The organism is Clostridia bacterium (assembly GCA_014360065.1).
Lineage (GTDB): Bacteria > Bacillota > DSM-521 > Neomoorellales > JACIYF01 > JACIYF01.
Genome location: JACIYF010000029.1, coordinates 1 through 13,310 on the forward strand (window position 1 = coordinate 1; position 13,310 = coordinate 13,310).

Genomic DNA, 13,310 nt, shown 5'->3' on the forward strand with positions numbered 1-13,310 from the left:
GCACTCGCCTCTGTGCACTCGCCTCTTCAGGCTTTTCCCCTCCCCCCGCTTGCCTGACGGCTCTCCGGCCAAGGTAAGGGATGTGCCCGCTAAGCTTGGTGGCCGGAGCGCGCTCTTTGCTAGCTAGTTTGCTCTCCTTGATTTAGCCGGGATGGTCCTAAATGTTCGGCCAAAAACTTGGCCGCCTCTTCAGGGCTGCTGGGGTTGATGAAGATGCCGGTACCCCACTCAAAGCCGGCCACGATGCTAAGCCGGGGAAGAAGGCGCAAGTGCCAGTGGTAGGCGGCGTAGGCCCCTTGTTCCCCATGGGGGGAGGTCCTCAGGATCAGGTTGTAGGGCGGATCGCCCAGCTGGGCATAGAAGACCCCCAATATCTTAATTAGAAGCGCTGATAAATCCTCAGTCTCGACATCGTCCATAGCCGCAAACGAGGGCTGGTGGCGGCGTGGCAGGATCCATACCTCGGAAGGAAAGCGAGAGGCAAAGGGGCAAAAAGCCAGGAAGTAGGGCGTAGACGATATCGCCCGTATCCCTTCCTGTTCCTCGGCCGCCAAAAGGTCACAGTACAGGCAACGCCCCTCGCTTTCCCAGTACTTCCGGCTGATATCCAGCTCCCTTTGTACTTGGTCAGGGACAAAGGGAGTGCTGATGAGCTGGCTATGGGGATGAGCTAATGAAGCCCCTGCCGTCAGACCGTGATTCTTAAATAGCTGGGTATAGCGAATAAAGGGCTTTTCGCCTTGAGCCCGGTAGCGGGCTTGCCAGGCCTTTAAGATGGCAGTTACCTGGGATGAATCTTTTTGCGGCCAGGAGGCCCAGTGGTCGGTTCCTTCCACTATTACCTCGTGGGCACCCACCCCGTTTAAGGTATCCCAAAGGCCTCTCTTAGTGCGGTCTGGACTCCCTTCGGGGCTTAGAGCTGCAAATTTATTGGGCACCACCCGCACTGTCCAGCCCGGGGTGTCCGGCTGGGTGCCAGGTTTTCGAAAGGCAAAGACTTCCGGCGGAGTCTTGTTTTCATTGCCCTCACAAAAGGGGCAGCCTGCTTCGGGCGTGCCAGGGGCGGGCCTGCCGCCATTGGCACCCCTGGAGCCGCCTTTATCTTCTTTTGCCCCTTGGCTTTTCTTGATCAAGTCCGAAGGGCGCTTGCTCCGCTCGGTGGCAATTATCACCCAAGAGTGGTCAGCCGGGTTCTTTCGCAATTCTGGCATGGGCTTACCTCCCAGCATTAGCATTCTTCCCTCTGCACCTGATTATGACAGTAATAGTTTTCCTTGAGAAGGGCAGGATGGAGGTGGGCGTGGGGGTTAAACCAGGTGCCGGGCATAAAAGTCCTAGGAGCAGGAAGAATAAGGAGGGGACGAGGGCGCAAGCGCCGGGGAAAGGCAAGGAGCGCTCTAGACGGCAAGCCACACCGAGAGGTTGGTCGGGAAGCGACTTTTTTGGAAGGATGATACGCTTGCAGGTGCTAATGCTTTCTTGGGAATATCCACCCCGCAACGTGGGCGGCCTGGGCCGGCACGTGGAAGGGTTGGCTGAAGCTTTGGTGAGTCAAGGGGTACAAGTGGAGGCGGTTACCTGTGGGGTTAGCGGAGCTAGCTCCCGAGATACGGTCCGGGGGGTTCGCATCAACCGGGTGGAAAGCTACCCGGTCAACGCCCCCGATTTTGTCACCTGGGTGTTGCAGCTCAATTTTGGTATGGTGGAGCAGGCAGCCAAGATCATTAACCAGCGCCGGCCCACCCTGATCCATGCCCACGACTGGCTGGTTGCCTTTGCCGGGGGAACCCTTAAGCACCTTTACCGGTTGCCCCTGGTGGCCACCATCCATGCCACCGAGGCGGGCCGCAACCATGGACTCTATACCGATACGCAAAGGTACATTAACAGCGTGGAATGGTGGCTTACATATGAGGCGTGGCGGGTAATTGTCTGCAGCCAGCACATGAAACACGAAGTCCAGGGCTTGTTTCAGCTGCCCACCGATAAGATTGAAGTCATTGCCAACGGTGTGGACGGAGAAAAGTTAAAAGGGCCGGACCCGGATCCGCGCTGGCGGCAGTGGTATGCCCGGCCGGAGGAGCGAATTGTATTTTTCGTGGGCCGGCTGGTGCAAGAAAAAGGGACCCACCTGTTAATCGAAGCTTTGCCCCGGATTCTTGCCGCCTGCCCGCAGGCCAAACTGGTCATTGCTGGCCAGGGTCCAGCAGAAGCGCACCTAAAAAACCGGGCTTGGGCCTTGGGAGTAGCCCATAAGGTATACTTCGCCGGGTACGTGGATGACGCTACCCGTAACGCCCTCTACAAGACGGCGGAGGTAGCTGTCTTTCCCAGCCTCTATGAGCCCTTTGGCATCGTGGCCTTGGAGGCCATGGCTACGGGGACCCCGGTAGTGGCATCCGATACCGGGGGCTTGCGGGAGATTATTACCCCCGGAGTTGATGGCCTGCTCTTCCCTTCTGGCCACGTGGTTTCCTTAGCTGATAACGTAATTCGGGTGCTTTCCGACTCGGATCTGGCCGCTCGGCTGCGCCAAAGTGGTCGGGACCTAGTGCAAAAAGTTTACGACTGGAAGCAGGTGGCCCAAAAGACTGCCCAATTGTACCAGCGGGTGGAGCAGGAATACCGGCAATCGCCCTGGCGGCCACGCCTGGCTTACTGGCCCGGGTTTGCCTCCCGGAGTACCTCGAGCCGCCTAGGCAAGGGTCTGGCCGGGAAAGGCACGAATATGGCGACCAGGCTGACCAGGCCGGCCAACCCAACCAACTTGGCCCAAGGCGCTGCCGCGGCCCAAAAAGGCGCCCACTGGGGGGCAATAAGCAGTAGTCTAGCCTCGCGAGGTGCGAGCTCAGCGGAAGATCTTGGCCCGTTGCCTGCGGCCGCAGCGGAGACGCCAGGATCCCCTGCTCATTGGGCCAGCCGCTATAGCTTGGTGGAAAAGCGGGCTGAGAACATCAATTACCAGCGAGGAGGCGAAAACTGGTGAAAGCCATTATCATGGCCGGAGGCGAAGGATCGCGCTTGCGCCCCCTTACCTGCAACTGCCCCAAACCCATGGTGCCCATGGCCAACCGCCCGGTGATGGAGTATGCGGTGGAGCAGCTTAAAAATTACGGCATTAAGGATATTGGCGTAACCCTGCAATACTTGCCCCAGCAGATCATGGATTACTTTGGGGATGGCAGCCAGTGGGGAGTGCGCCTGGAATACTTTGTGGAAGACCGGCCGCTAGGGACGGCGGGCAGCGTCAAGAACGCCCAAGAATTTTTAGATGAGACCTTCATAGTCATAAGCGGCGATGCCCTTACCGACATTGATCTCCAGCCAGCTTGGGAGTTTCATCGCCAGGCGGAGAGCTTGGCTACCCTGGTGCTGACCCCGGTCGATAACCCCCTGGAATACGGGGTAGTAATCACCGATAGCGAAGGGAGAATCCGCCGCTTCCTGGAAAAGCCGGCCTGGAGCGAAGTCTTCAGCGATCGGGTCAACACCGGCATTTACATCCTGGAGCCCCAAGTTCTGTCCTGGATCCCTGAGGGGCAAATGTTTGATTTTTCTAAGGATCTGTTCCCCAAGTTGCTGGAGGAGGGGCAGCGCCTGTTTGGCTATCCAGGCTCCGGTTACTGGTGCGATGTCGGTAATGTCGGATTGTACCGGGAAGCGCACCGTGCCCTCTTGGGCGGGCGGGCCATAGTTCCATGGACTGAAGGCCTTAAAGAGATCCAGCCAGGGATATGGGTGGGGGAAGGGGTAAAGATCCATCCCGGGGCCAAGCTGGAAAGCCCCATCGTTATTGGGGCGGGTAGTTACGTGGGTGAAGGGGTCCTGGTGGGGGCTTACACGGTGCTGGGAAGAGATAACGTCATTGAACCCCAAGCTTCATTGAAGCGCGCCCTCCTCTGGGATCGAGTGCGGGTAGGCCAAGGGGCGGAAATCCGCGGGGCGATTTTGGCTCATGGGGTCAGCGTAGGCGCCGGGGCGAAAGTATTTGAGGAAGCAGTGGCGGGGGAGCGGGCCTATGTAGGGGACCAGGCCCAAGTGGCGCCCCAGGTTAAGCTTTGGCCCCAAAAGCGGGTGGAGCCCCATGCCCAAGCGACCCAGAGCGTGGTCTGGGGGCAAGCTTGTGCTACCAGCCTCTTCGTCAATGATGCTATCAAGGGAACCTTTAACCGGGACCTGGTGCCGGAGCTCCTAACCCGTATCGGTGCAGCTTTTGCTTCCACCCTTAAGGCCTCGGATTTGGTTTTGGTGAGCTCGGCGGCGGCAGCGCCGGCGGTAGCCACCAAGAGTGCGCTTTTGGCCGGCCTGCTGGCGGCCGGAGCTACGGTGGTGGATCTAGGCGTAGCCAGCCTGCCCTTGCACCGGTTTGTGTTGAGGCAGTATGGGCTTAAGGGGGGGATCCATGCCCAGATGGGTGGGCAGGAGGAGCAAGCGGTGGTTTGGTTATTGGACGAGGCAGGGCTTCCGCTTTCCCGGGGTTCCCAGCGCAAAGTGGAAAACCTGATTGCCCAGGAGGGGATGCGCCGGCCTCCGGCGGGCGAGATCCGACCTCTCCTGGATGTCCGCCACGGGACGGAAGCCTATGTGGAGCATGTGAGCCAGGCTTTGAGCCGGGCAGCCCGGGAGCGAATCCGCCAGCGGGGCTGGCGGATGGGAGTGTTCTGCCCGGAACCAGAAGTTTATGCCTTGGCTGAGAGGGTGGCTACCAGGTGGGAAGGCTTGGTGGGGGTGGATGGAGGCAGCCCCGATCCGGGCCTTGGAGGCAGCCAAATTGGTGGCCGAGCTCTGGGCCAAGGATGGCACCTCTGGGCGGCCATCGACCAGGGAGGCAGCCTGGTTGGCCGGTTGGCGCTAGGGGGAAAGGAGCTTTTGCCCCAAGACATAGCCCATTTGCAGTACTTGTTGTTGCTCTGGGCCAACCAGGGTGGAACCGTGGTCATCCCTCTTGACAGCCCCAATACGGTGGAGCAGATGGCAGAGGCCAAAGGCGGCAAGGTCATCCGCACCAAGACCAGCTGGCGGGAAGTGCTGGCCCAGTGTTTGACGGATGAAGTCCGCCAGAGCCAGCTCCACCTTTCCCAATATGATCTGATCACCGATCCCCTGTATTTCTTGGCAGAGCTGTTGGAGGCATTAAGCCGGCAGCCTCGCCCGGAAGCCTTACTAGCAGAGATACCTACCTACCATATGGTCCGGGAGAAGGTCCATTGCCCCTGGGACAAAAAGGGACAGGTAACCCGGATCTTGGCCGAGCAGCAAATAAACCGACCGGGGTGGGGAGCGGTGCCAGAGGAGGCAAGGCCAAAGGCCGAAGGAGCGCAAAGGGTTACGGCAGCGGCGCCAGCAGCAGGAGATAGGGTAGAGCTTGTGGATGGGATCCGGGTGCAGCACGACAACGGCTGGGCCTTGATGCTCCCCGATCCGGAGGAACCCTCCTATTGGGTAATCGCCGAGGCCGATAACCCGGAATCCGCTCAGAACCTGGCCTCCCATTACCGTCAGCAGGTCCAGGAACTGGTGGGTGGAGATCGGTCTGGGGAAGCCACTTCCCTTAAGTCCTAGGGCGAGTAGGGGGGCGGGCGAACAGGAGGACGGTCATAACGCTAACTCGTTCACCCGCTCGTTGGCGGAACGCGCCAGCGAAGCAGCGAAGAAAACGTGTTTGCTCTGGCCCTCTTTTTCGTTATAATAGTATTAAGAGTATAACTACCAGACAGGTGCCTTAATCAAGGCACAAGAGGGAATCAGGTGCAAATCCTGAACGGCCCCGCCACTGTAACCGGGTAATTGGCGGCAATGGCCACTGTTCCCCGGGCCGGAGAACCGGCCTTGGAATGGGAAGGCGCCGACCGATGATGATCCGGGAGTCAGGAGACCTGCCTGTCTGGGTGCGTGGGATACCTTCGAGGGAAGGGGGGTCACGCGATGACTGGGAGCGTTCAGTCTCCGGTCTTAAGTGGTAAGTAGGTCAATACCCCGGTCCGTCGGAACCGGGCTTTTTTGTTGTATTTGATTTCTGAAGCATTAGGATGAGGAGGGCTAAGATGCTTTCGCTCAGTATGAAATCGCGAGCAACAGGGGCCGGCCGGCCTAAGATCCTGCTACTCATGCTCGTGCTAATACTCTTGGGAACTATTCTGGCCGGGTGTGCCACACCCTCGGGGCAGCAAGGCAATTCCACGACGCCCGCGGCCGTTAAATTTCCGCTGACTTTCGCCGACGACATGGGCAGAAAAGTCACGTTGGCCGCGCAGCCTCAAAGGCTGATCTCCTTGGCTCCTTCCAACACCGAGATCTTGTTCGCCCTGGGCCTGGGCGAGAAAGTCGTTGGCGTTGACGACTACAGTGACTACCCGCCTGAGGCCGCTGCTGTCGCTAAAATCGGCGGCTTCTCCAAGCCGAACGTCGAAAAGATCGTAGACCTAAAACCGGATCTGGTTCTAGCCAGCAGCATGCACGAGCAGGCCGTCAAGCAACTGGAGCAACTAGGCGTCCCGACGGCCGTCGTCGACCCGAAGACCGTGGACGAGGTTCTGACCAGCATCAAGTGGATCGGCAGGGCTACCGGGGCCGAAGAACGGGCCGGCCAGCTGGTGGCGGAGATGGAAGAGCGGATCCAGCGGGTGCGCGCGCTCGTCCAGGAGATTCCCGAAGAAAAGAAACCGCTGGTGTACTACGAGGTTTACTCTGATCCGCTCATGTCTGCGGGACCCAAGACCCTTATCGGCCAGCTGATCGAACTAGCCGGCGGTCGCAACATCGCCCGCACTGCAGAGACGGACTATCCAAAGTTCAGCGCTGAGGCCGTTATTAAGGCAAATCCGGAGATCATCATTTTTCCGCGGTTTCACGGTACGGCTTCACTGACGGTGGAGCAAGTCAAAGCGCGCAGTGGTTGGGAAGAAATCAGCGCCATCAAGAATAACCGTGTCTACAGTATTGACGCCAACATAATCTCACGCCCTGGCCCGCGGGTGGTCGAGGCGCTCGAGCAGCTTACACAGATGATTCACCCTGAACTCCTTAGCAAATAAGCGATCTGCCGGCCGGGCCACCCCAGCCAGGTAAGGTATGGTGCACCCGAAACAAGTATGAAAATGGCCCAGCACTCAACCAACCCCAAAACTGCAGCCTTACAAAAAAGCTTGCTGGGAATAGCCTGAATCGGAAGCTTGGGCCAGCCAGTTGAGTGCTGGGCAGCAATCCGGCAGGGGAGATGTTGCGGAGGCATCAACGTATTTATGAGGGGGTGCCTGAATGGAGGCAGCCAAGCACGAAGCACTCCGGGGTCCAAGTGGCAAGAGTGGTTTTGATGCAACCAGTCTAACAGCAGAAACGGTTTTTCCTATACTTGAGCTCAAGCGCTGGAAGGGCAGGGTCCTGACGGCAGCGTTGGCGGGGCTTTTGGTTGGGGTTATGGTCATAGCCGTCCGGGTAGGCGCTGCAGACATTCCCCTGGCTGATTTATTGAAGGCCTTAGGCCTGCCGGCGGCTCCTAGCACACCTGAGTCTGCGCTCAATCAGACCATCATCTTGAAACTGCGGGTACCGCGCGTGCTTATGGCGGCCCTGGTGGGTGCGTCCCTGGCGGTTGCCGGCGCTACCTTTCAGGCTTTGTTTCGGAACCCTATGGCAGATCCTTACGTGATCGGAGTGTCTTCCGGGGCTTCCCTGGGTGCCACGGTGGCGATGCTGTTGGCTCTTAATTTCCAGTTCCTCGGGGTAGGGGCGGTGCCGGTCCTGGCCTTTGTCGGGGCGTTAGGCACGGTGCTCATCGTCTACCACCTTGGCCGGGTTGGCGACTCGGTCTCGCTCCTGACCCTGCTCCTGGCCGGCATCGCCGTGGGATCCTTTCTCTCCGCCATCGTTTCCCTCTTGGTGTATTTCGCCGACCAGCGGCTGCACCAGGTGATTTTCTGGTTAATGGGCGGTTTTGACGGCGCCAGTTGGTCGTATGTACGGCTGGCCTTCCCTTACTTCATCCTGGGCATAGCCGTTATTGTCCTGCATGCCCGGGAACTCAACGCGCTCCTTCTTGGCGAGGAGGTGGCCGGGCACCTGGGAGTCGAGGTTGAGCGCGCGAAAAGATGGCTCCTGGCAGGTGCGACACTCCTTACTGCTACCGCTGTTTCGACCAGCGGCGTGATCGGGTTTGTCGGGCTGATCGTACCCCACGCCCTGCGGATGCTGGGCGGCCCCGACCACCGGTTTTTGCTCCCGGCCTCCGCTATCGCCGGAGCTGCCCTGATGGTCGCTGCGGACACATTGGCCAGGACCGTTATCGCTCCGACAGAACTTCCTGTGGGGCTAATCACAGCCTTAAGCGGTGGTCCTTTCTTCATCTACATCCTCCGCAACCGGAAAAAGATTCGCTTTTTTAGTTAGGTGGGTGGGGCTATGGCTGAAGTTTTGCTTGATATCCATGGGGCAACTTACACCTACAGTGCGGTCCCCGCTCTGGATGGGATCACCTTCACGCTGCGGCAGGGCGAAATGCTGGCAGTGGTAGGGCCGAACGGCTCTGGGAAATCAACCCTTGTAAAGTGCATCAGCCGGGCACTCCGGCCGAAGGTGGGAACAGTTTGGTTGGCTGGCCGCGACGTCTGCACCTATTCGGCGCGGGAGCTGGCCAGGCAGCTGGCCGTAGTCCCGCAGGAGACGGCGATAGATTTTGACTTCAGCGTGGCCGAGGTCGTCCTCATGGGCCGCCAGCCGCACATTGGCCCTTTTCAGCACGAGAGTTCCCGTGACCTGGCCATTATGCGCAAAGCCATGGAACTCACCTCCACCCTGCACCTGGCCGACCGCACGGTAGCGACCTTAAGCGGTGGAGAACGGCAGCGGGTGGTTATCGCCCGAGCTTTGGCCCAGGAGCCGCAAGTGCTTCTCCTGGACGAGCCCACGTCCCACCTGGATATTACCTACCAAGTCGAGATCCTGGAGCTTCTGGGCCGGCTCAACCGGGAAAAGAAGCTGACCATCATCGCCGTTTTGCACGACCTTAATCTGGCAGCGCAGTACTTTCACAAGTTTCTCCTCTTAGCTGCAGGCAAAATTGTCGCCTTGGGCCCGGCTGAAGAAGTGCTGACCCGCGAAAACCTCAAGAAGGCCTACGCCAGCGACGTCGTCATCAGCCGTCACCCCATGAATGGGCAACTGCACATTTCCTGGGTACCAACCAAGAACAACTCTGGGGTTTACCCCGCTTACCGACCCGCCGTGCACCTTATCGGGGGCGGCGGGACCGCAGGCCGGATCATGGAGGCGATGGCATACGCTGGCTGGACTGTAACCGCGGGGGTCCTGAACAGGGGGGACACCGACTGGGACCAGGGCCGGTTGTTGGGCATCCAGATGGTCGAGATTCCCCCGTTTGCCCCGATCGGGGAAGAAGACCAGCAGCGCAACCTGGCCCTGATGAAGCAGGCGGACTGCGTACTTGTGGCTGAGGTGCCCTTCGGTCCGGGCAACATCCAGAACCTGTATGTCGTCCAAGAAGCCCAGGCTTGGGGCATGCCCCTCTTTCTGGTCGGGGCTAAACCGGTTGCAGAACGCGATTACACCGGGGGGTTGGCGACCCGTATCTACGAACGCCTGATTGAAAAGGGCGCCTACCTCTTCAAGGAACCGGCCCAGGCCCTTGAGGCCATTGCGGCGGGTGGGGGGCAACGGGAAAGGGGGGCTAGGCGGTGCACACAGCGGGAAAAGTGATCTTCATCACCGGCGGGGCGCGCAGCGGCAAGAGCACGTTTGCCGAGCGCTATGCGCTTGACAGCGGTAAAGAGGTAATCTACGTCGCTACCTCGCCGGTGGTAGATGCAGAGATGCAGCTGCGCATTGCGGCGCACCGACGCCGCCGTCCGGCGAACTGGAAAACGGTGGAAGAGCCGTTCCTGCTGAAGGAGGTTCTTATCGAGTACGGGACTCCCGGCAGGCTTCTTTTGGTGGACTGCGTCACGCTCTGGCTGACCAACCACCTGCTGCAGAAGGCCGGTCTTGACGGCCAGGACCTGCCTTCAGCAGAACAAGCTAACGCCATCCTGCAGGAACTTTTGGACTACGTCCAGACGACCGCCGAGGTTACCTGCACGGTCCTGGCAGATGTAGTGCTTGTTTCTAACGAGGTAGGAATGGGCCTAGTCCCGGAAAATCGGCTGAACCGTATCTTCCGGGACCTGGTCGGCAAGGCCAACCAGTCCTTCGCAGCTGTGGCCGACGAAGTCTATGTCCTTTTTTCCGGTCTGCCGCTCAGGCTCAAGTGAGGTTACTGCTCATGTTCGGAAACAATTGCGCGCAGGTGGTTGTAGCTTTTCTGCTGGATTTGTGGTGGGGCAATCCTCGCTGGCTGCCTCATCCGGTCGTTGCGATCGGAAAGAGTATTTCCTTCCTTGAGAATATTCTGCGATGGGAAAGGCATCCGCCTTTGGTGCAAAAGCTGGCCGGCGCTCTGCTCACCGCTGTTGTGGTTACCGGAACCTATGTCCTGGCCGCGCTTCTTATCCGCTGGGCCGGGCAGGCCTTGGGTCCGGTCCGCTTCCTGCTCAGCACACTGCTTCTCTACACCACGTTGGCCACCCGCAGCCTCAAAGAACATATCCTTGCCGTCCGGGCGGCCCTAAAAGAGGGTAACTTGCGGGAAGCTCGGCAGGCGCTGTCCTTAGTGGTCGGACGCGACACCGAAAAGCTCACTGAAAGCGAAATTGCCAGGGCGGCCATTGAGACAGCCGCCGAGAACGCATCCGACGGCATCGTAGCTCCTCTTTTTTATGCCTTTCTCGGCGGTGCACCGCTGGCTCTGGCGTACAAGGCAGTTAACACCCTCGACTCCATGATCGGTTACCGCAACCAGCGCTACCTCTACTTTGGCTTCGCTGCCGCCAAGCTGGACGATCTGGCCAACTACCTGCCGGCTCGGCTCACAGCCCTGCTCTTGGCCGCGGCTGGGGCCTCCCTGGGACTTAACGTGGCAAGGGTCCTGCAGACCGTGCGCCGGGACGCGCGTAAGCACGCCAGCCCCAACAGCGGCTTCCCCGAGGCCGCTATGGCGGGACTGCTGGGCGTTCGTCTCGGTGGCCTGAATTACTACCAGGGAGTGCCGTCCTTCCACGGTATTCTGGGTGAGGAGGGACAGGCCCCCACACCGGCCCACATCGACCAAGCCCTGGCGGTGGTGCAGGTAGCAGCGTGGTTGGCTTTGGCAACTGGCTTTTTCCTCACGCTAATCAGCGCCTGGGCGGTTGCCCGGTGAAGGGGGGATCCGCCATGCACCGCTGGCTGTACGATTTCAAGAGCGCCTTAACCTTGCTTACTGTACTGCCGGTTCCCGGATTACGCCGCGACGAACTGGAGGCGGAACAGGCGACGGGCTGCGCCCGTTCTACCCGGCTCTTTCCTCTGGTGGGCGCGGTGGTTGGCTTGATCCTGGTGGGCGTCGACGCCGCAGCCAAGCTGTTCTTTTCGTCCGGGGTGCGGGCCGCTTTACTGGTGGCGGCTGCGGCTGCGGTGAGCGGCGGCCTTCACCTTGACGGCTTGGCGGACACCTTCGACGGCCTTTTGTGCCGCAAGGACCGGGAGACAACTCTGCAGATCATGCGCGACAGCCGTATCGGCGCCCTGGGAGCCACCGCCCTTATAATCAGCCTGCTTCTGAGATTTGCCCTTCTCGGTGAGGTTGCCGACTGGCTACGCCCTTACGCCCTCTTGTTCCTGCCCATCGCCGGACGCCAGGCCATGGTCCTGGCCATTGCCCTGCACGGCTACGCGCGCAGCGGCGCGGGCATGGGCCGCCAGTACGCCCTGCAGACGGGACGGCGGGAGGTCTACGCTTCCCTAATCTTGACCGGTCTCATGTTAACCGCTGGATGGTTGCAAGACGCTGCTGCCGGAGCCGGGCGTTTTGTTGTTATCGCGGCGGCAGTCGTCGCGGCGCAGGTAGGGTCTGCCGTTTTTGCCCGCTATGTAGCTGGGCGCCTCGGCGGGCTGACCGGGGATGTCTACGGTGCTGTGAACGAGGTGGCCGAACTTGTTTTCCTGCTGGTTGTAGCTGCTGTTGATTAATTGGGAAGAGGATGAGGGGAATTGCAAGAGGCCAGAGGGTTTGCAGATAAGGCTGGGTCGAGCACTGACCACGGCGGCAACGTTTGGGGGTTGAAGCCGCCATCATGGAGCGGGAACGGTACCTGCCACGGCGGCAACGTTTGGGGAGCCATGCAGGAGTTTAGGTTGCTCCTGGAAGAGGTGTTGGATTTCAGTGCCAACTTGAACCCCCTTGGTCCACCTGAGTCAGTACTGCGTTTGCTGCGGGAACAGGCGGATATGGTACGCCACTACCCTGAACCCCAGTCCAGCACCCTTAAACGAGCCCTGGCAGTGCAGCACGATGTTCCTGCCCGGCAGCTCATCGTGGGCAATGGCGCTGCCGAACTGATTTACCTCCTCTGCCGGGTGCTCAAGCCGGCGAGAGCGCTAATCCCGGTCCCAACCTTTTCGGAATACGAGAGGGCGGTGCGGGCAGTAGGCGGCGAGGTGCAGTTCTTTCCTTTGGGCCCGGAAGCGGATTTTGCCCTACCGCTGGAGACCTTGGTCAGGGTGATTGCAACAGGCGGCTACGACCTGGTTGTTGTCTGTAACCCCAACAACCCCACCGGTACCCTGACTGCCCGGGAGGCGTTGGTGACTCTGGTGAGGGTTGCGGCCCAGGCGGGTACCTTCTTACTTCTAGACGAGTCCTTCATTGGGTTTCTGCCTGACCGGGGAGCGGTAAGCCTCATAGGAGATGTTCAGGACGGAAGCTCTAACCTTTTCATCCTTAACTCTTTGACCAAACTTTACTGTCTACCAGGGTTACGGCTCGGCTACGGGATCGGACCTGAAGCCATCATCAAGGAGATGGAAGGAGGCCGGGATCCCTGGAGCGTCAACGCCCCCGCCCAACTCGCCGGCCTGGCCTGCCTGGACGAGGTTGAATACGTGCAGAAGAGCGTTGCCCTGATGAGCGAGCAGCGTGCGGTGTTGTTCCAAGGGCTAGGCAGCATCCCCGGGGTCAAGCCTTATCCCTCCGCCGCGAACTTCCTCCTCTGCGACCTCCGCGCCAGCGGGATCACTGCTCCTGCGGCCCGTAAAGCCCTGGGGTGCCGGGGGATTCTGATCCGGGATTGCTCGAATTTTCCCGGGTTGGACCAGTACTACGCCAGGGTGGCAGTCCGGATGCCGGCAGAAAACCAGAGGCTGCTTACCGAACTGCGGGCGGTCCTCGAATCACCGGGCAAAACCCACTCGAACGCGACTTATGGTTATTGAGAAGGAGTGAA

The 13,310-nt window shown here is 59.9% G+C and carries 10 protein-coding genes and 1 riboswitch; of the genes, 9 read left to right on the forward strand and 1 reads right to left on the reverse strand.

Translation table 11 applies throughout. The features are described 5' to 3' along the window. Positions 1–119 precede the first annotated feature (119 nt). Entirely contained in the window at positions 120–1,211 is a 1,092-nt protein-coding gene (locus H5U02_06320) for a DUF4921 family protein (protein ID MBC7342048.1), read from the reverse strand. A gap of 248 nt (positions 1,212–1,459) precedes the next feature. On the opposite strand from H5U02_06320, the gene H5U02_06325 reads away from it, so the two are divergent. The 9 genes from H5U02_06325 (at position 1,460) to H5U02_06365 (ending at position 13,299) form a co-directional block, all read left to right on the forward strand. Next, positions 1,460–2,986: a glycosyltransferase family 4 protein gene (locus tag H5U02_06325; protein ID MBC7342049.1), complete on the forward strand. Its 1,527-nt coding sequence runs from the start codon at positions 1,460–1,462 to the stop codon at positions 2,984–2,986. Further along, positions 2,983–5,562: an NTP transferase domain-containing protein gene (locus H5U02_06330; GenBank protein ID MBC7342050.1), complete on the forward strand. Its 2,580-nt coding sequence runs from the start codon at positions 2,983–2,985 to the stop codon at positions 5,560–5,562. The genes H5U02_06325 and H5U02_06330 overlap by 4 nt, the downstream gene beginning before the upstream one ends. A gap of 136 nt (positions 5,563–5,698) precedes the next feature. Next, positions 5,699–5,899: riboswitch (cobalamin riboswitch) on the forward strand. A gap of 145 nt (positions 5,900–6,044) precedes the next feature. After that, positions 6,045–7,034: a cobalamin-binding protein gene (locus H5U02_06335; protein ID MBC7342051.1), complete on the forward strand. Its 990-nt coding sequence runs from the start codon at positions 6,045–6,047 to the stop codon at positions 7,032–7,034. Between the two features lie 223 nt (positions 7,035–7,257). Then, the gene (locus tag H5U02_06340; protein MBC7342052.1) at positions 7,258–8,385 is read left to right on the forward strand and encodes an iron chelate uptake ABC transporter family permease subunit; all 1,128 of its coding nucleotides are present in this window, start codon (positions 7,258–7,260) and stop codon (positions 8,383–8,385) included. A 12-nt stretch (positions 8,386–8,397) separates the two neighbouring features. Next, positions 8,398–9,711: a heme ABC transporter ATP-binding protein gene (locus tag H5U02_06345; protein ID MBC7342053.1), complete on the forward strand. Its 1,314-nt coding sequence runs from the start codon at positions 8,398–8,400 to the stop codon at positions 9,709–9,711. Further along, on the forward strand, positions 9,690–10,262 hold the full coding sequence (cobU, locus tag H5U02_06350) for a bifunctional adenosylcobinamide kinase/adenosylcobinamide-phosphate guanylyltransferase (GenBank protein ID MBC7342054.1): 573 nt from the start codon (positions 9,690–9,692) through the stop codon (positions 10,260–10,262). Before H5U02_06345 ends, cobU begins: the two co-directional genes overlap by 22 nt. A gap of 11 nt (positions 10,263–10,273) precedes the next feature. Beyond that, a complete protein-coding gene (cobD, locus tag H5U02_06355) occupies positions 10,274–11,248 on the forward strand; it encodes a cobalamin biosynthesis protein CobD (GenBank protein MBC7342055.1) in 975 nt (324 codons plus the stop codon). A gap of 14 nt (positions 11,249–11,262) precedes the next feature. After that, positions 11,263–12,057 (forward strand): adenosylcobinamide-GDP ribazoletransferase, encoded by a 795-nt coding sequence (cobS, locus tag H5U02_06360; GenBank protein MBC7342056.1) that lies wholly within the window; start codon positions 11,263–11,265, stop codon positions 12,055–12,057. A gap of 21 nt (positions 12,058–12,078) precedes the next feature. Beyond that, complete coding sequence (locus tag H5U02_06365; protein ID MBC7342057.1) at positions 12,079–13,299, forward strand: threonine-phosphate decarboxylase; 1,221 nt, start codon at positions 12,079–12,081, stop codon at positions 13,297–13,299. The last annotated feature ends 11 nt before the right edge of the window (positions 13,300–13,310 follow it).

What these genes read in the sequence shown, in the direction of transcription:
- H5U02_06320 (MBC7342048.1), bottom strand. Translation starts at nt 1,211, where the DNA reads ATGCCAGAATTGCGAAAGAACCCGGCTGACCACTCTTGGGTGATAATT.
- H5U02_06335 (MBC7342051.1), top strand. Translation starts at nt 6,045, where the DNA reads ATGCTTTCGCTCAGTATGAAATCGCGAGCAACAGGGGCCGGCCGGCCT.
- H5U02_06340 (MBC7342052.1), top strand. Translation starts at nt 7,258, where the DNA reads ATGGAGGCAGCCAAGCACGAAGCACTCCGGGGTCCAAGTGGCAAGAGT.
- H5U02_06345 (MBC7342053.1), top strand. Translation starts at nt 8,398, where the DNA reads ATGGCTGAAGTTTTGCTTGATATCCATGGGGCAACTTACACCTACAGT.
- cobD (MBC7342055.1), top strand. Translation starts at nt 10,274, where the DNA reads ATGTTCGGAAACAATTGCGCGCAGGTGGTTGTAGCTTTTCTGCTGGAT.
- cobS (MBC7342056.1), top strand. Translation starts at nt 11,263, where the DNA reads ATGCACCGCTGGCTGTACGATTTCAAGAGCGCCTTAACCTTGCTTACT.